The sequence below is a fragment of the Cupriavidus sp. 01L45 genome (genome assembly GCF_056399885.1).
This window is the reverse complement of sequence record NZ_JBFTSG010000002.1, coordinates 61,763-78,379: the sequence shown is the minus strand read 5'-3', so window position 1 is coordinate 78,379 and position 16,617 is coordinate 61,763. Positions and strand designations below refer to the sequence as shown.

Here is a 16,617-nt window from a genome sequence, read left to right as displayed (position 1 = left end):
TGAGTCCTTACTGCGGCCGCTGGGGCGCCGCGCCCGCCGGGGCGCCATCGCCGCCGGGAACCGGGGCGCTTGCGCCGTCGCGGTGGCGCCGTCCTTCGGCATGGGCGCCGGAGGCACCCGCCGCGCTCGAAGCCCCGCTGCCGCTGGCACCACCCGAGCCGCCGTCGCGGCGGCGTCCGCGCCCGCGCGGCGCGCTGGCCGGCACCAGCGCGGCAGCGCGCGCTGCCGGGTCCACGGTTTCCACCGTCATGCCTTCCTTGAGCCGGTCCGCGCCGTCGATCACCACGCGCTGGCCGGGCTGCACGCCCTTGGTCACGACGGTACGCTCGCCGTCCGACGGCCCCAGCGTGACCACCTGGACCTTGACCTTGCTGCTCTCGTCCACCACATACACGAAGGTACCTTGCTGGCCGCGCTGGATGGCCGCCACCGGTACCACGGTGGCATCCTCGATGGTGTCCACGCGCGTGCGCATGTTGACGAACTGGTTAGGGAACAGCAGGCCGTCGGTATTCTGGAAGATCGCCTTGAGCTTGACCGTGCCGGTGGTGGTGTCGATCTGGTTGTCGGTAGTCAGCAGCGTGCCCTCGGCAAGGCGGTTGCGCGCCTGGCGGTCCCAGGCCTGGACCGGAATGGTCTCGCCGGCATGCAGGCGCTTGAGTACCGAAGGCAGGTTGTCTTCGGGGATGGTGTAGAGCACGGCGATCGGCTGGATCTGGGTGATCAGGGCGATGCCGTTGGTGTCGCTGGTGCTGACGATATTGCCCGGATCGACCTGCCGCAGGCCGATGCGGCCCGAAGCCGGCGCCACGATGCGGGTGTAGCCCAGTTGCAGGCGGGCGCTGTCCACGTTGGCCTGGTCGGTCTTGACCACGCCTTCGTACTGGCGCACCAGCGCGTCCTGGGTGTCGACCTGCTGGCTGGAGATCGAGTCCTGTCCAAGCAGGGTGCGGTAGCGCTTCTGGTCCAGGCGGGCGTTTTCCAGCAGGGCGCGGTCGCGCGCCAGCGTGCCCACGGCCTGGTCCAGCGTGGCCTGGAACGGGCGCGGGTCGATCTCCGCAAGCACATCGCCGGCCTTGACCATCTGGCCCTCCTTGAACAGCACCTTGAGCAGCGGACCCGACACCTGGGCCCGCACGGTCACGTTGGCCACCGGCGTGACGTTGCCCAGGCCGTTGAGGATGACATCCATATTACGTTGGGCCACGGTGCTGACCACCACCGGCGAGCGCTGGCCACCGGGGCCACCGGGGCCACCAGGACCGCCGCGGCCGCCCGGGCCACCGGGACCACCGGCTGCGCCGGGCGCGCCAGGGGCGCTGGCGGCGGGGGTACGGTGCTGGTACCAGTACCAGCCGCCGCCGGCCAGTAGCAGGATCAGCGCGGCGGCGATCAGTTTGCGGCGGCGTGAGGCAGCCTTGGGCGGCGGTGGCAGCTTAGCCTGTTGATGTTCTTCGGGTTTGGCCATGACCGGATCCTGGGAGCGACGCGAAAAAGAGAGCGCGTTCGAACAAATTTCGGAGTAAGAGAGGCAGCAGTATGCCGTAATGCCATCGGCACGTGCCGCAGGCAGCACGCGGCTTGTAGTGGCCGGGCGGCATCGGGGCGGGTCCGTTTAGTCCGGCGACCGCCGGCAACGGCAAACATAAGCGAAGCATAATGCGCCTTGATGCTCCTCGTGTTTCAACGCCGGCATCCATTCTTACAGACCATTACCAGCGGCTCGGGTGTAATGCCCTGAAACAATTCGCCCGGATTGCCGCGCCCAGCCTAGCTATCATCTGCCTATGCGAGTCAATCAGCCTACCCAGATCCTGGTCGTCGACGACGATCCCGAACTCCGCGACCTGCTGCGCGAGTATTTAAGCCAGCAGGGTTTCGCCGTGTCCGTGCTGCACGATGGCGAAGGTTTGCAGGCGCGCCTGGAGCGCGAGCGGCCGGCCCTGATCGTGCTCGACCTGATGATGCCGAAGGTGGACGGCCTGACAGCGCTGCGCAACCTGCGTGCCAAGAACGACGATATTCCCGTGATCCTGCTGACCGCGCGCAGCGACGAGATCGACCGCATCGTCGGGCTGGAGATCGGCGCCGACGATTATCTCGGCAAGCCGTTTTCGCCGCGCGAACTGCTGGCGCGCATCAATGCCGTGCTGCGCCGCAAGCTGGCGCGCCCGGCCGCCGCGCCGGAAGACCGCGAGGGCATCGCCTTCGGGCCCTTCCGCGTCAACTTTCGCCAGCGCGCGCTGGCGCGCGCCGGCGAGCAGATGGCGATCAGCGATACCGAGTTCGCGCTGCTCAAGTTGCTGCTGATGCATCCGCTGGAGGTGCTGTCGCGCGAGCGCATCGTGGAACTGATGTACGGCACCGCCAGCGGCATCAGCGATCGCGGCATCGACGTGCAGATCTGGCGTCTGCGCCGCCTGCTCGACGAGGACGCCCAGCGTCCCCGCTACATCCAGACCGTGCGGGGGCGAGGCTATACCTTCGTGCCTGACGAAGCAGACGACATACCGCAATGAAGCTGCGCATCGATACGCTGTTCGGACGCATCGCGCTGCTGATCGCAGCCGTGCTGGTACTGAGCCATTTTTCCTGGCTTGCCATCCTGCGCATGGATCGCCGCCAGCAGCAGGTGGATTACTCCGTCGAACAGATGATGTTCCAGTTCGAGAGCATCCAGCGCGCGCTCGCCGCGCAGCCTCCGGCCAGGCTGCCGAGCCTGGTGGAAGTGGCCAGCGAGGCCAGCGCGGCGGAGCATACCGTGGCGGCCAAGGGCAGGGCGCGCCGGCTGGTCGAGAAGTTCGCGCAGCGCATGCCGGCCGGTACCCAGGTGCGGCTCGAAGAAGAAGAGACGTCGCGCATCTGGATCAAGCTACCCCAGCGGCAGGACTGGATCGCGATGCCGGTGCTGTGGGTGGTCAACCCGCCGCCCGACAATCGCCTGCTGCCCGGCGTGATCCTGGTGGTCGGTGTGGCCATGGCGGTGGCCTTGCTGATCGCCTGGCAGATCCAGCGCCCGGTGCGCGACATGGCCGCGGCCGCCGAGCAGTTGTCGCGCCAGCACACCGTCGAGCCGCTGCGCGAACGCGGCCCGCACGAGTTGCGCCAGCTGATCGTGCGTTTCAATCGCATGATGGCCGACCTGACCCGCATCGACCAGGAACGCAACACCATGCTGGCCGGTATCGCCCATGACCTCAAGACGCCGCTGGCGCGGCTGCGGCTGCGCGCCGAGATGCTGGCCGATCCCAAGGCGGCGGCTGGCGTGACGCGTGACGTCGAATCCATGTCCGCCATCGTCGAACAATTCCTCACCTTCGCCCAAAGCGGCGAGCCTGCCGCCCGGCCGGTGCCGGTGGACCGCCGCATCGGTGAACTGGCCGCTTCGCTGGCGGAGCAGGACAAGCCGGTGGAAGTGTCGCTGATGGCAGGCGAAGGATTCCGGTTGATTGCCACCCAGCTCGACCGCATCGTTGGCAATCTGATCGACAACGCGTATGCCTATGGCGCGCCGCCGGTGCTGCTCAGTACCTCGCGCCAGGCCGATGGCTGGCATATGGGGGTGGAAGACCACGGCGAAGGCATTCCGCCGGAAGCGATGGACAAGGTGACGCTGCCTTTCGTGCGACTGGATCCGGCGCGCGGCGGCAATGCGCATTCGGGCCTGGGCCTGGCCATCGTGGACCGGCTGGTGCGCCAGGCGGGCGGGCGGCTCGTGCTGGAAAACCGTGCCGAGGGCGGGTTGCGGGTGGAAATGGTGTTTCCGTTCGCGGCGCTGGCACAGGCAGCCTGAACGCCGCTCCAAATGCAGCTTCGGCGCCGCGCCGGCCACCTGCCGCGGCGTCCGGAGTGTCTCAATCCTGGAACACTTTCGGGTAAATTCTCCCGCCGCGGGCGCTTCCGCCTGGCGTCATGGCCACGCGGGCCAGACGATGTCTCGCATGGTACGCAGATTGCAGCACTTACTTGCTCTGTGCGCTTTGGCGACGCGTAGTGCCATTCCAGTTGATCAGGAGACGCATCATGGCAACTTTCGTAGCACTCTTAAACTTTACCGACCAGGGAATCCGTACCGTAAAAGACACAACCAAGCGCGCCGCTGCCGTTCGCGAAATGGCGAAGAAAAACGGCATCGACATGAAAGATATCTACTGGACGCTCGGGCAATATGACCTTGTAGTGACCTTTACCGCGCCCGACGAAGCTACCATGACCGCGTTCGGACTGTCCCTGGGCATGGCGGGCAATGTGCGCACGCAGACGCTGCGTGCTTTCTCCGCAGACGAGATGGATGGCATCCTCGGCAAGATGCCGTAAGCGCATTCCTCATACCGGCTCGCCAAGAAGAAAGCCCGCATCGTGCGGGCTTTCTTCTTGGCCTTGGATGCGTTCCGCCTTCAGGCGCCGGGCACCTTCTTCTTTTCGCCGATGCGGCTTTCCTTGCCCGCCAGCAGCTTGCCGATATTCTGGCGATGGCGAACCACCAGCAATACGCTGATCGCAAAGACCGCGCCGGCGATCACGTCCACGCCCTGCATCAGCACATAGAAGAAGGGCGCGAAGACCGCGGACACCAGCGCTGCCAGCGACGAATAGCGGAAGAAGAATGCCATGATCAGCCAGGTGGCCATCGTGCCCGCACCTAGCAGCGGGTCGATGGCGAACAGGATGCCGGCTGCGGTAGCCACGCCCTTGCCGCCGGCGAAGCGGAAGAAGACCGGGAACAGGTGGCCCAGGAAGACCGCCACGGCMACCAGCGCGATACCGGTGTCGTCGAGGCCGTAGGCCGGGCCGAAACGCTCCGCCAGCCAGACCGCCAGCCAGCCTTTCAAGGCGTCGCCGATCAGCGTCAGTACGGCGGCTTTCTTGTTGCCGCTGCGCAGGACGTTGGTGGCGCCAGGATTGCCGGAACCGTAGGTGTGCGGGTCAGGCAGGTTCATGGCCTTGCTGACCACGACGGCGAAGGAAATGGAGCCGATCAGGTAGGCGGCGAGGGTGAAGATTAGGTTGGCCATTTGGGGGAACCGGGTATTTGAGGCTGGCGGGATTGTAGCGTGGAAGGGGGGTGGGGGGCGGGCTATGGCGGTGTGCGAAACGGTTGGCTTTTGATTTTGGCGGTGTTGGTTGTTGCACCCAACAGCGTACGACATCCCCCTGCGGGGGACGCCGGTCACTCTTCTTTGCTTCGGCAAAGAAGACTAACGAGAAGAAAGCCGACCCTGCCGGGGGCAGAGCAATCAGGCTTGTGGGCCTCGGTGGTTGCGTCGTACGGCCCTGAGTGTTGGCTGGCGTGCCTTACTGACTCGAAGGGCAGCGCAATCGCATGACCCATGGGTTTCGTGGTGGGGCCCCTGACCTCGTGCGCGGTGCCTGCTCCCACATCTGCCGTTCGCGGCGCGAATTGCTGCAGCGTATCGTGCCTTGCTGGTTTCGTGGTTTTGTCTCTGACGGCGAATAGCGTGCCAATTGACACCCTGCCGTACCGGCGCTGGCCGTGACTGAATACAACCGTCTTCGTTTCTGGGTGGGCACCGTGGCCCGGTCAGCGAAGACGGAAGGATCTGGCGACGGTGTTGGGCGGTTCGCTGCCACTTCATGAGCGAGGCTGCCGGCAATTGAGCACGGGCCACCGCGCCCACCACGAAACCCATCATTGCGAAATTGCGCAGCGCCCACCTCCGCGAACGGCAGGGACTGAACAATCACTGCGCTTGCCGTCAGAGACAAAACCACGAAACCAGTAAATCTCGAAGATTCGCGGCCGTTTGCACCGCGTACGGCAGATGGCCGAATGGGCAGGGCACCCGCCATCAGGGGCTGCACCACGAAACCCGTGTGGCGCGCAGTGGTGCAGCGGGGAAACCGGTAGGACATGTCAGCCGAAGCCACTGCCCGCACGACGGAATCACTGCCGCCGAACAGCCTGATTGCTCTGCCCCCGGCAGGGTCGGCTTTCTTCTCGTTAGTCTTCTTTGCCGAGGCAAAGAAGAGTGACCGGCGTCCCCCGCAGGGGGATGTCGTACGCTGTTGGGTGCAACAACCAACACCGCCAAAACCAATCCCAACCCCGCAATAAAAAACCAACGGTTTTGCCCCCCAACCCCAACCAAGTCCCCCTCAATCCACCAACGCACACTCCACCACCTCAGCCCCCACCAACCCCACCAACACCTGCGGATCAATACTAACCAGATACCCCCTACGCCCCCCATTAATATAGATCCGCCCCATCGCCAGCACCCCAGCCTCCACAAACACCGGCATCCGCTTGCGCGTCCCAAACGGCGAAGTACCCCCCACCATATACCCGCTATGCCGCTGCGCCACCTCCGGCTTGCACGGCTGCACGCTCTTGCGCCCCGTCTGCCGAGCCAGGTTTTTCGTCGACACCGAACAATCCCCGTGCATCAGCACGATCATCGGCTGCGCCTTCTCGTCCTCCATCACCAGCGTCTTGATCACGGCATGTTCATCCACGCCAAGCTGGCGCGCCGACTCCCCGGTGCCCCCATGCTCGACATAGTCATAGGCATGTTCGCCAAAGGCAACGCCATGCTGCTTGAGGAACTGGGTAGCGGGGGTTTCCGAAACGTGTTTGGACTTGCTCATGATGGAATGACTGTTCGCAATGACCGCGCAAAAAAACCTACCCGCGCGGATGATGCTGCTGATGCAGATCCCGCAAGCGCTCGCGCGCCACATGCGTATAGATCTGCGTAGTGGAAATATCGGCATGCCCCAACAGCAACTGCACCACGCGCAGGTCTGCGCCGTGGTTGAGCAGGTGGGTGGCAAAGGCATGCCGCAACGTATGCGGGGACAACGGCGCGTAGATCTCGGCGTCGCGCGCGTGGCGCTTGATCAGGTGCCAGAAGGCCTGCCGCGTCATGCCCTCGCCGCGCTGGGTGACGAACAGCGCGTCGCAGGCGCGCTCGCCCAGCAGCGCGGGCCGGCCTTCGGCGAGGTAGCGGCGTAGCCAGTCGCCGGCTTCGGTGCCGAAGGGAACCAGCCGTTCCTTGTTGCCCTTGCCGCCGACCACGCGCGCCACGCCTTCGTTGAGGCCGACTTCGATGGTCTTCATCTGCGTGAGCTCGGACACGCGCAATCCGCTGGCGTACATCAGCTCCAGCATGGTGCGGTCGCGCAAGCCGAGCGGAGTGGCGGTGTCGGGCGCTTCAAGCAGGGCTTCGACCTGGGCTTCGGTCAGCGTCTTGGGAAAGCGCGGCGGCTGCTTGGCCGGGCGCAGCAGCAGGCAGGGATCGGCCGTGATCATGTGCTCGCGCACCGCCCACTGGTAAAAACGCTTGAACACGGTGAGCCGCCGGTTGGCCGACGATGCGCGCGTCTCGAGGTGGCGCGATGCGAAGTAGCCATTGAGGGCGGCATCGTTCACCCCCAGCAGCGTGGCCGTAGCCGTGCCATGCAGCCAGCGCGAAAGCAGCGTCAGGTCGCGCCGGTAGGCGTCGATGGTGTTGCGCGCCAGCCCGTCTTCCAGCCACAGCGCATCGCAGAAACGGTGGACCAGGTCCAGGTCGGCAAGCAGCTCGGGGCTGTCCTGGGCTTCGGTGCCGCCTTCGACGGAGGCGATATCGTTCATGCCAGCATCACCCCTTCGTGGATCAGCAACCAGCGTTTGATGTCAAGGAAGAAGCCATCGCCCTGGTGGTTGGCAAAGCCGCCGATGCCGCTGGCGCCGACCACGCGGTGGCAGGGAATCACCACCGGGAAGTAATTGGCCCCGCACGCCTGCCCGACCGCGCGCGGCGCGCTGGCGATCTGCCGCGCCACGGCGCCATAGGTGGTGACCTTGCCGCGCGGCACGCTCGCGATGGCTTGCCATACCCGGCGCTGGAAGGCGCTGCCGACCGGCGCCAGCGGGATATCGAAGGGGGCATCCGGATCGGCGTAGTAGGCCTCGAGTTGCCGCGCCAGCCGTCGCGCGACCGCATTGGCGGGTTCGATGAGCTTCATGCTCTCGGGCAGGTAGACGATCTCGCGGATGGTTTCGCCGTCGGTACGCACGCCGATCTTGCCGAAAGGCGCGGGAAGGATGGCGTCGAAGATGGAGTCCATGGCAGGGTGCGGAAGGCGCGAGCCTGGATTTTAGAGCATGGCGGAGCCGGTGGGATGCCCGGTGGCGTGCGAGGCGCTCGGGCGGCGCTTTGGTGGAGGCATGCAACCGCTTGCCTGCGGGTTTCCCCTTCCTTGAGTTCTGCCTCTCCGTATTATTTAATTCAAATTGAATTAATTAATGCAGCGGCGAATCCGTCCTGTGATCCAGGCGGCGCCCAGAACAACACCGGAGACGATATGAACAGTGCCAAGGCCGGCCGCGGCGTGAATTCCGCCAGCCTGCGGCTGTACAACGAGCGCGCGCTGCTGCTGGCGCTGCGCCGGGCCGGGGAGGCGTCCAAGGCCGATCTCGCCCGCATGGCCCAGCTCACCAACACGGCGGTGGGCAGCATCGTGCAGACGCTGACCGAGGATGGCCTGATCGAAGTCGCCGGCCGCAGGCAGGACGGGCAGCGTGGCCAGCCGGCCAGCCTGATCCGCCTGCAGCCGAAGGGGGCGTTCGGCATCGGCGTGCGGCTGGACCGCGCCAGCATCGAGTGCGTGATGGTGGATTTCGGCGGCGAGATCCTCGCCACCCGCGCCCACCAGATGATCCTGCCGCACCCGGATCAGGCGCTCGAGATCGTGCGCGGCGACGTGGCCGCGCTGCGCGCGCAGCTGACGCCGGCCGAACGCAAGCGCCTGCTCGGCATCGGCGTGGCCCAGCCCTACAACCTCGGCGCCTGGCTGCGCGAACTGGATCTGCAGGACGAGGCTTCACAAGCCACCTTCCGCGCCTGGGATGCGGTGGACTTCGCCGCCGAACTGGCGGACGCCACGGACATGCCGGTGTTCGGCGAGAACGACGGGACCGCCGCCGCCGTGGCCGAACTGTTCTACGGCCGCCACCACGCGCAGAGTTTCCTCTATGTCTTCCTCGGCCCGGCCATCGGCGGCGGCGTGGCGCTCAACGGCGACTGCGTGCGCGGCGTGTCGGGCAATGCCGGCGATATCGGCATGATGCCGGTCCAGCCGGGCACGCTGGCCTCGGCGCCGCGCACCGGCAAGCGGCGCGACATCCTGCTGGCACGCGCTTCGCTCAATGCGCTGACCCGGCACCTGCGCCATCACGGTGTGACCATCGACGGCCACGCGGATCTGGAAGCGCAGGTGCGCAACCAGCATCCGGCGGTGGGGGAGTGGCTGGAAGACTGCATCGACGCGCTCGCGCCGGCTATGCAGTCCGCGCTGGCGGTGCTCGACGTGCCGCTGATCATCCTTGACGCCGACATCGATGCCGGCCTCGTGGCGGCGCTGATCGGGCGCCTGCAGACCGAACTGGACGAGGGCGCGCCGGAGGCGCGGCGCCCGCCGCGCGTGGTGCGTGGTTGCTTCGGTGCCAACGCCGGCGCGGTGGGTGCCGCCTCGCTGCCAATGTTCATGAACTTCTCGCCGCGGGCCGAAATGCTCAGGGGCGCATCCGCCATGATTCCGGAGGCCAACCATGCCATCGTCTGACCTGTCCGATTTTTCCGGCGCGTGTGCCAGGCCGCCCTTGCTGGCGCTGCGCAATATCTGCAAGACCTTCCCCGGCGTGCGCGCGCTGCGCAATGTCGAGCTGACCGCCTATGCCGGCGAGGTCCATGCCCTGATGGGTGAAAACGGTGCCGGCAAGTCGACCCTGATGAAGATCCTGTCCGGTGCCTACACCGCGGATCCCGGCGGCGAATGCCATATCGACGGGCAACGGGTGGAGATCGACGGGCCGCAATCCGCGCGCGACCTCGGCGTGGCGGTGATCTACCAGGAGCTGAGCCTGGCGCCCAACCTGAGCGTGGCGGAGAACATCTACCTTGGCCGCGCGCTGCAACGGCGCGGGCTGGTGGCGCGCGGCGAAATGGCGCGCGCCTGCGAGCCGACGCTGGCCCGGCTCGGCGCGGATTTCTCGCCCGTTGCCTGTGTCTCCAGCCTGTCGATCGCGCAACGCCAGCTGGTCGAGATTGCGCGTGCCGTGCACTTCGAAGCGCGCATCCTGGTGATGGACGAACCCACCACGCCGCTGTCCACGCACGAGACGGACCGCCTGTTCGCGCTGATCCGCCAGTTGCGCGGCGAAGGCATGGCGATCCTCTATATCAGCCACCGCATGGCCGAGATCGACGAACTGGCCGATCGCGTGACGGTGCTGCGCGACGGCTGCTTCGTCGGCACGCTGGACCGCGATCACCTGTCGCAGGCGGCGCTGGTCAAGATGATGGTGGGGCGCGACCTGTCGGGCTTCTATACCAAGACGCATGGCCAGTCGCGCCAGGGCGAGGTGATGTTGTCGGTGCGCGATATAGCGGACGGGCGCCGCGTCAAGGGCTGCAGCTTTGATCTGCGTGCCGGCGAGGTGTTGGGACTGGCGGGCCTGGTCGGCGCGGGCCGCACGGAACTGGCGCGGCTGGTGTTCGGCGCCGATGTGCGTACGCGCGGTGAGGTGCGCATTGCAAGCCCGGCCGGGATGGTCACGCTGCCACCCGGCGGCCCGCGCCAGGCCATCGATGCCGGCATTGCCTACCTGACCGAGGACCGCAAGCTGCAAGGCCTGTTTCTCGACCAGAGCGTGCTCGAGAACATCAACCTTATCGTGGCCGCGCGCGATGCCCTCGGGCTTGGACGCCTGAACCGGCCGGCCGCGCGCCGGCGGACCACGGAGGCCATCGACACGCTCGGCATCCGCGTCGCGCATGCGCAGGTCAATGTGGGTGCGCTGTCGGGCGGCAACCAGCAGAAGGTGATGCTGTCGCGGCTGCTGGAAATCCAGCCGCGCGTGCTGATCCTCGATGAGCCCACCCGTGGCGTGGATATCGGCGCCAAGTCGGAAATCTACCGCCTGATCAACGCGCTGGCCGAGAGCGGCGTGGCGATCCTGATGATCTCCAGCGAGCTGCCCGAAGTAGTGGGCCTGTGCGATCGCGTACTGGTCATGCGCGAAGGTGCGCTGGCCGGCGAGGTCCGCCCTGCCAGCAGCGCCGCCGAAACCCAGGAACGCATCATTGCGCTGGCGACGGGCGCGGCGCAGCCGGCGGCGGGCTGGACTGGCACGCCATTGGCCGCGGCCGTCAATGCCGCCGCGGGCAACGCAACAAGCAGCATGCTGCACTGAGACAGGGCGGAGCCTCTCCGCCACCCGCAAGAGATATTGACGCCGCCCTGCAGATCCCCGCAGCCGCCGGCGCAGGAGACAACCATGCACGAATCCATCACCCGTCCCGTTCCTTCCTCCGGTCCGGCCGCGCCGTCGGCGTCCCTCGGCCGCATCACCACGCAGGAGCGCCTGCGCGCGCTCGGCATGCTGCCGGTGCTGGTGCTGCTGTGCATCGGCTTCACGGTGCTCACCGAGAACTTCGCCGGCTGGCAGAACCTGTCGATCATCGCGCAGCAAGCTTCGATCAATATGGTGCTGGCCGCGGGCATGACCTTCGTGATCCTGACTGGCGGCATCGACCTGTCTGTGGGGTCGATCCTGTCGATCTCCGCGGTGGTGGCGATGCTGGCATCGCTGTCGCCGCAGCTAGGCATGCTGAGCGTGCCGGCCGCGCTGCTGTGCGGCTTGCTGTTCGGCATCGTCAACGGGGCCCTGGTCGCTTTCATGAAACTGCCGCCGTTCATTGTTACGCTCGGCACGCTGACCGCCGTGCGCGGGCTGGCGCGGCTGGTCGGCAACGACAGCACGATCTACAACCCGGATATCGGCTTCGCCTTCATCGGCAACGCAGAGGTGCTGGGCGTGCCCTGGCTGGTGATCATCGCCTTCGCCGTGGTGGGGGTGTCGTGGTTCGTGCTGCGCCGTACCGTGCTGGGCCTGCAGATCTACGCGGTGGGCGGCAATGCGGAAGCGGCGCGGCTGTCCGGCATCAAGGTGTGGGTCGTGCTGCTGTTCGTCTATGCGGTCTCGGGTTTGCTGTCCGGCCTCGGCGGCGTGATGTCCGCCTCGCGGCTGTACGCCGCCAACGGCCTGCAACTGGGCCAGTCGTATGAGCTCGACGCGATCGCGGCGGTCATCCTTGGCGGCACCAGCTTCGTCGGCGGCACCGGCTCGATCGTCGGTACGCTGGTGGGGGCGCTGATCATCGCGGTGCTGTCCAACGGGCTGGTGCTGCTGGGCGTGTCCGATATCTGGCAGTACATCATCAAGGGCCTGGTGATCATCGGCGCGGTGGCGCTCGACCGCTACCGCCGCAAGGGCTCGGCACGTACCTGATGCGCTTGCGCTGAACACACCGGCTACTGGAGACACGACATGTCCAAGCATTACCTGGCGGCACTCACGCTGGCGGCAATGAGCGTACTGTGCACCGGCGCGGCGGCGCAGGGCGCGCCGGACCCGGCGTCGGCGCCCGCGGCCGCGCAAAAGCCGTTGAAGAAGGTCGGCGTCACGCTCGGCTCGCTCGGTAATCCGTACTTCGTCGCGCTGGCGCACGGCGCCGAAGCCGCGGCCAGGAAGATCAACCCGGAGGTCAAGGTCACGGTGCTGTCCGCCGACTACGACCTCAACAAGCAGTTCTCGCATATCGACAGTTTCATCGTGTCCAAGGTGGACCTGATCCTGATCAACGCGGCCGATGCGCGTGCCATCGAACCGGCGGTGAAGAAGGCGCGCAAGGCCGGCATCGTGGTGGTGGCGGTGGACGTGGCGGCGGCGGGCGCCGACGCCACGGTGCAGACCGACAACACCCAGGCCGGCGAGCTTGCCTGCGGCTTCCTCGCCGAGCGGCTGGGCGGGCGCGGCAACCTGATCATTCAGAACGGCCCGCCGGTGTCCGCGGTGCTGGATCGCGTGAAGGGCTGCAAGACCGTGCTGGGCAAGCACCCCGGTATCCATGTGCTCTCCGACGACCAGGATGCCAAGGGCTCGCGCGAGGGCGGGCTGAACGTCATGCAGCTTTACCTGACCCGTTTCCCCAAGGTCGATGCGGTGTTCACCATCAACGACCCGCAGGCGGTCGGCGCCGACCTGGCCGCGCGCCAGTTGAACCGGCGCGGCATCCTGATCGCCTCGGTCGACGGCGCGCCCGATATCGAGGCCGCGCTCAAGGCCAACACCCTGGTCGAGGCCTCGGCCAGCCAGGACCCCTGGGCCATCTCGCGCACCGCGGTGGAGATCGGCGTGGGGCTGATGAACGGCAGGCCGCCCGCAAGCCGCACCGTGTTGCTGCCGCCTGCATTGGTTACGCGCGCCAATGTGAACGACTACAAGGGCTGGTCCGCGCCGCGCTAGCGTGGCCAGCGGCCACGCCAACCCGCTTCAAACCGATGAATCGAATAACCAACCGACTGGTGACATGATGCAAAGCAATGCTGTAGGCGCAGTACCCGAATTCGACTTCGTGCTGTTCGGCGGCACCGGGGACCTGGCCACGCGCAAGCTGCTGCCGGCGCTGTTCGACGCGCACTGCGTGGGCTCGCTGCATCCGCGCGGGCGCATCCTCGCGCTGGGCAGCCAGCCGCTCGGCCAGGAAGCCTACCTGACCATGCTGGAGGCCAAGGTGCGTCCCGCGCTGCCGGCGGCCGCGGCCGACGAAACATGGCGCTCGTTTGCCGAGCGCATTCTTTACCTGCAGGTGGATGCCAACGCGCCGGACGGTTTCGATTCCCTGGCCGAACTGGTGCGCGCGCGCGCCGCCCCGGTGGTGGTGTTCTACCTGGCCACGGGGCCGCACCTGTTCGTGCCGATCTGCGACCATCTGGCCCGCACGGGGCTTAATCACGCCGGCGTGCGTATCGTGCTGGAGAAACCGCTGGGTCATGACCTGGCCTCGTCCGACGCGATCAACTCCGCGGTGGCGCGCCATTTTGCCGAAGACCAGATCTATCGCATCGATCATTACCTGGGCAAGGAATCGGTGCAGAACCTGATGGCGATGCGCTTCGGCAATGTCCTGTTCGAGCCGCTGTGGCGGCGCGAATGGGTGCGCGATGTGCAGATCACCATCGCCGAGGAAATCGGTGTGGAAAAGCGTGGCGCGTTCTACGACGGCATCGGTGCGTTGCGCGACATGGTGCAGAACCACCTGCTGCAACTGCTGTGCATGGTGGCGATGGAGCCGCCCTCCAGCCTGTCCGAGGACGCCATCCGCGACGAGAAGCTCAAGATCCTGAAGGCGCTCAAGCCGATCGCGCTGAACGAGGTGGCGGAGAAAGTGGTACGTGGACAGTACTGCCGCGGCGCGGCGAGCGGCGATGCGGTGCCGGGCTACGTGAACGAGCCGGCCGTCTCGCCCGACAGCCAGACCGAAACCTTCGTCGCCATCAAGGCGGAGATCGCCAACTGGCGCTGGGCCGGCGTGCCGTTTTACCTGCGCACCGGCAAGCGCATGCAGTCGCGCGTGGCGGAGATCGTGATCCAGTTCCGCGACGTGCCGTATTCCCTGTTCCCGCGCCCGCTCGACCACGAGCCCGGCAACCGGCTGGTGATCACGCTGCAGCCGGAGGAAAGCATCCGCCTGCATTTCCTGGTCAAGCATCCTGGCGACACCCAGGCGCTGCAGCCCGCCACGCTGGATCTGCAACGCATGTTGCCGCGCGGGCAGGGCGGTCGCCATGAGCGCAAGACCGGGGCTTACGAGCGCCTGCTGCTTGACGTGATCCGGGGCCGTCTCGGGCTCTTCGTGCGGCGTGACGAACAGGCACAGGCCTGGCGCTGGGTCGCGCCCATCCAGCAGGCATGGGCGCAGAGCAATCTCGCGCCCAAGCTCTACACCGCGGGCACCTGGGGGCCGGCCGCGTCGAGCGCGCTGCCTTCGCGCGATGGCGCGGTCTGGCATGAAGAGCTGTGAAGTCAGCTTGAGGGATACCGCCGCCCTTGCCATGGCCAGGGCGGCGGCGAGTACAGGAGTTGAACCGATGTCCAATATGTCCCACCACCTGCCCACCTGGCAACGGCTGCAGGCGCATGCCCAAGTCATCCGCGATGCCCACCTGCGCGACTGGTTCGACGGCGAGCAGGGCGAAGCCCGCGGTGCCCGCTTCGTGGCCGAGGCGGCCGGCCTGACGCTGGACTATGCCAAGAACCGCGTCACCGACACCACGATGGCGCTGTTGTTCGAACTCGCCAGCGAGGCGGGCGTAACCACGCGGCGCGATGCGATGTACCGCGGCGAAGCGGTCAATACCACCGAGCGCCGCGCCGCGCTGCACATGGCGCTGCGCGCGTGGCCGGAGGATGGTTTCCATGCGCAGGGCGTGCCGGTGGCCGGCGACGTGGCCGCGGTGCTGGCGCAGATGGAACGCTTCGCCGGCGCGGTGCGCGGCGGCACATGGCGCGGCTGGAATGGCCGCGTGATTGCCGATGTGGTCAATATCGGCATCGGTGGCTCGGACCTGGGTCCGCGCATGGTCTGCCGCGCGCTCGCGCACCTGGATAGCGAAGGGCCGCGCATGCATTTCGTCGCCAACGTGGACGGCAGCGATCTCGCCGCGGTGCTCGCGCGGCTGGATGCCGCCAGCACGCTGGTGGTGGTTTGCTCCAAGACCTTCACCACGCTCGAGACCATGGCCAACGCGCAGACCGCGCGCGCCTGGTTCCTGCGCCACGGCGTGCCGCAGGCGCAGCTGGCAAGCCATTTCGTCGCGGTTTCCACCAACCGGGAGGCCGTGGTGGCGTTCGGCATCGATCCCGTCAACATGTTCCCGTTCTGGGACTGGGTGGGCGGGCGCTTCTCGCTGTGGTCGGCGGTGGGCCTGTCGATTGCGCTGGTGGTCGGCTTCGATCGCTTCCGCCAGTTGCTTGACGGCGCCCGCGCCATGGACCGGCATTTTGCCGAGGCCGGCGCGCCGCGCAACATGCCGATGATCCTCGGCCTGCTCGATGTCTGGTATCGCAGCTTCCTGGGCACCGGCAGCCGCTGCGTGGCGCCGTACTGCGAGCCGCTCGAATTGCTGCCGGCCTTCCTGCAGCAGCTTGAGATGGAGAGCAACGGCAAGTCCGTGCAGCTCGACGGCGCCGCCGCCGCGCAAGGCACTGCGCCCGTGGTGTGGGGCACCACCGGCACCAACGGCCAGCATGCCTACTTCCAGATGGTGCACCAGGGTTCGCACTGGATGCCGGTGGATTTCATCGCCGCGCTCGAACCGGCGTACGCGATGCCCGGCCACCATGGCAAGCTGCTCGCCAACTGCTTCGCGCAGGGCGAGGCGCTGCTGCGCGGCCGCACCGCCGAGGAGGTCAGGGCGCTGGGCGTGCGGGACGAGGCGCTGGTGCCGCACATGGTGTTCGAGGGCAACCGGCCCAGCAATACCTTGCTGCTGCAGCGGCTCGATCCCTGGCACCTGGGTGCGCTGATTGCGCTCTCGGAGCACCGCACCTTCGTGCAGGGCGTGCTTTGGAACATCAATTCGTTCGACCAGTGGGGCGTGGAACTCGGCAAGCAACTGGCTGGGCCGATCGCCTGCGAGCTCGACGGCGGACCGGTGCGGCCCCACGATGCTTCCACCGCCGGCCTGATCCGGCGCGCGCTGGCCGCGGCGTCGGCGTGGCAAGGCTGAGGCGCGGCGCGCGGCCGCTATCCAACACAGTAGAGG

At 66.9% G+C, this 16,617-nt stretch carries 14 protein-coding genes; 9 read left to right on the top strand and 5 right to left on the bottom strand.

Annotated features, from left to right (window positions below):
• Positions 1-7: 7 nt before the first annotated feature.
• Positions 8-1,468 (bottom strand): MdtA/MuxA family multidrug efflux RND transporter periplasmic adaptor subunit, encoded by a 1,461-nt coding sequence (locus AC1DT6_RS01935; protein WP_477103379.1) that lies wholly within the window; start codon positions 1,466-1,468, stop codon positions 8-10.
• A 319-nt stretch (positions 1,469-1,787) separates the two neighbouring features.
• On the opposite strand from AC1DT6_RS01935, the gene AC1DT6_RS01930 reads away from it, so the two are divergent.
• The 3 genes from AC1DT6_RS01930 to AC1DT6_RS01920 all read left to right on the top strand — a co-directional run bounded on the left by AC1DT6_RS01930 (position 1,788) and on the right by AC1DT6_RS01920 (position 4,317).
• The gene (locus AC1DT6_RS01930) at positions 1,788-2,519 is read left to right on the top strand and encodes a response regulator (protein ID WP_441635283.1); all 732 of its coding nucleotides are present in this window, start codon (positions 1,788-1,790) and stop codon (positions 2,517-2,519) included.
• Positions 2,516-3,793 (top strand): ATP-binding protein, encoded by a 1,278-nt coding sequence (locus AC1DT6_RS01925; RefSeq protein ID WP_441635281.1) that lies wholly within the window; start codon positions 2,516-2,518, stop codon positions 3,791-3,793. Before AC1DT6_RS01930 ends, AC1DT6_RS01925 begins: the two co-directional genes overlap by 4 nt.
• A 230-nt stretch (positions 3,794-4,023) precedes the next feature.
• The gene (locus AC1DT6_RS01920) at positions 4,024-4,317 is read left to right on the top strand and encodes a GYD domain-containing protein (protein WP_441635279.1); all 294 of its coding nucleotides are present in this window, start codon (positions 4,024-4,026) and stop codon (positions 4,315-4,317) included.
• Between the two features lie 80 nt (positions 4,318-4,397).
• Here the strand turns inward: AC1DT6_RS01920 and plsY are convergent, their stop codons facing one another.
• The 4 genes from plsY to AC1DT6_RS01900 form a co-directional block, all read right to left on the bottom strand.
• On the bottom strand, positions 4,398-5,015 hold the full coding sequence (gene plsY / locus AC1DT6_RS01915; RefSeq protein ID WP_441635277.1) for a glycerol-3-phosphate 1-O-acyltransferase PlsY: 618 nt from the start codon (positions 5,013-5,015) through the stop codon (positions 4,398-4,400).
• Positions 5,016-6,117: 1,102 nt separating this feature from the next.
• Positions 6,118-6,609, bottom strand: coding sequence for an aminoacyl-tRNA deacylase (locus AC1DT6_RS01910; protein ID WP_441635275.1), 492 nt, complete (start codon positions 6,607-6,609; stop codon positions 6,118-6,120).
• Between the two features lie 37 nt (positions 6,610-6,646).
• Positions 6,647-7,597: a site-specific tyrosine recombinase XerD gene (gene xerD / locus AC1DT6_RS01905; RefSeq protein ID WP_477103378.1), complete on the bottom strand. Its 951-nt coding sequence runs from the start codon at positions 7,595-7,597 to the stop codon at positions 6,647-6,649.
• Positions 7,594-8,073, bottom strand: a complete 480-nt coding sequence (locus tag AC1DT6_RS01900) for a methylated-DNA--[protein]-cysteine S-methyltransferase (RefSeq protein WP_276286799.1) — start codon at positions 8,071-8,073, stop codon at positions 7,594-7,596. Before AC1DT6_RS01900 ends, xerD begins: the two co-directional genes overlap by 4 nt.
• Before the next feature lie 237 nt (positions 8,074-8,310).
• Between AC1DT6_RS01900 and AC1DT6_RS01895 the strand changes: the two genes are divergently transcribed.
• The 6 genes from AC1DT6_RS01895 to pgi all read left to right on the top strand — a co-directional run bounded on the left by AC1DT6_RS01895 (position 8,311) and on the right by pgi (position 16,581).
• The gene (locus tag AC1DT6_RS01895; RefSeq protein ID WP_441635271.1) at positions 8,311-9,570 is read left to right on the top strand and encodes an ROK family protein; all 1,260 of its coding nucleotides are present in this window, start codon (positions 8,311-8,313) and stop codon (positions 9,568-9,570) included.
• Positions 9,557-11,200, top strand: a complete 1,644-nt coding sequence (locus tag AC1DT6_RS01890) for a sugar ABC transporter ATP-binding protein (protein WP_441635269.1) — start codon at positions 9,557-9,559, stop codon at positions 11,198-11,200. Before AC1DT6_RS01895 ends, AC1DT6_RS01890 begins: the two co-directional genes overlap by 14 nt.
• An 84-nt stretch (positions 11,201-11,284) precedes the next feature.
• Positions 11,285-12,298 carry an ABC transporter permease subunit gene (locus tag AC1DT6_RS01885; protein WP_441635267.1) on the top strand — a complete coding sequence of 338 codons (1,014 nt, stop codon included), beginning with the start codon at positions 11,285-11,287 and terminating at the stop codon, positions 12,296-12,298.
• 39 nt (positions 12,299-12,337) lie between these two features.
• Positions 12,338-13,315, top strand: coding sequence for an ABC transporter substrate-binding protein (locus tag AC1DT6_RS01880; RefSeq protein WP_441635265.1), 978 nt, complete (start codon positions 12,338-12,340; stop codon positions 13,313-13,315).
• Between the two features lie 67 nt (positions 13,316-13,382).
• Positions 13,383-14,873: a glucose-6-phosphate dehydrogenase gene (gene zwf, locus AC1DT6_RS01875; protein ID WP_441635291.1), complete on the top strand. Its 1,491-nt coding sequence runs from the start codon at positions 13,383-13,385 to the stop codon at positions 14,871-14,873.
• Positions 14,874-14,949: 76 nt separating this feature from the next.
• A complete protein-coding gene (pgi, locus tag AC1DT6_RS01870) occupies positions 14,950-16,581 on the top strand; it encodes a glucose-6-phosphate isomerase (RefSeq protein WP_477103384.1) in 1,632 nt (543 codons plus the stop codon).
• Positions 16,582-16,617 lie beyond the last annotated feature (36 nt).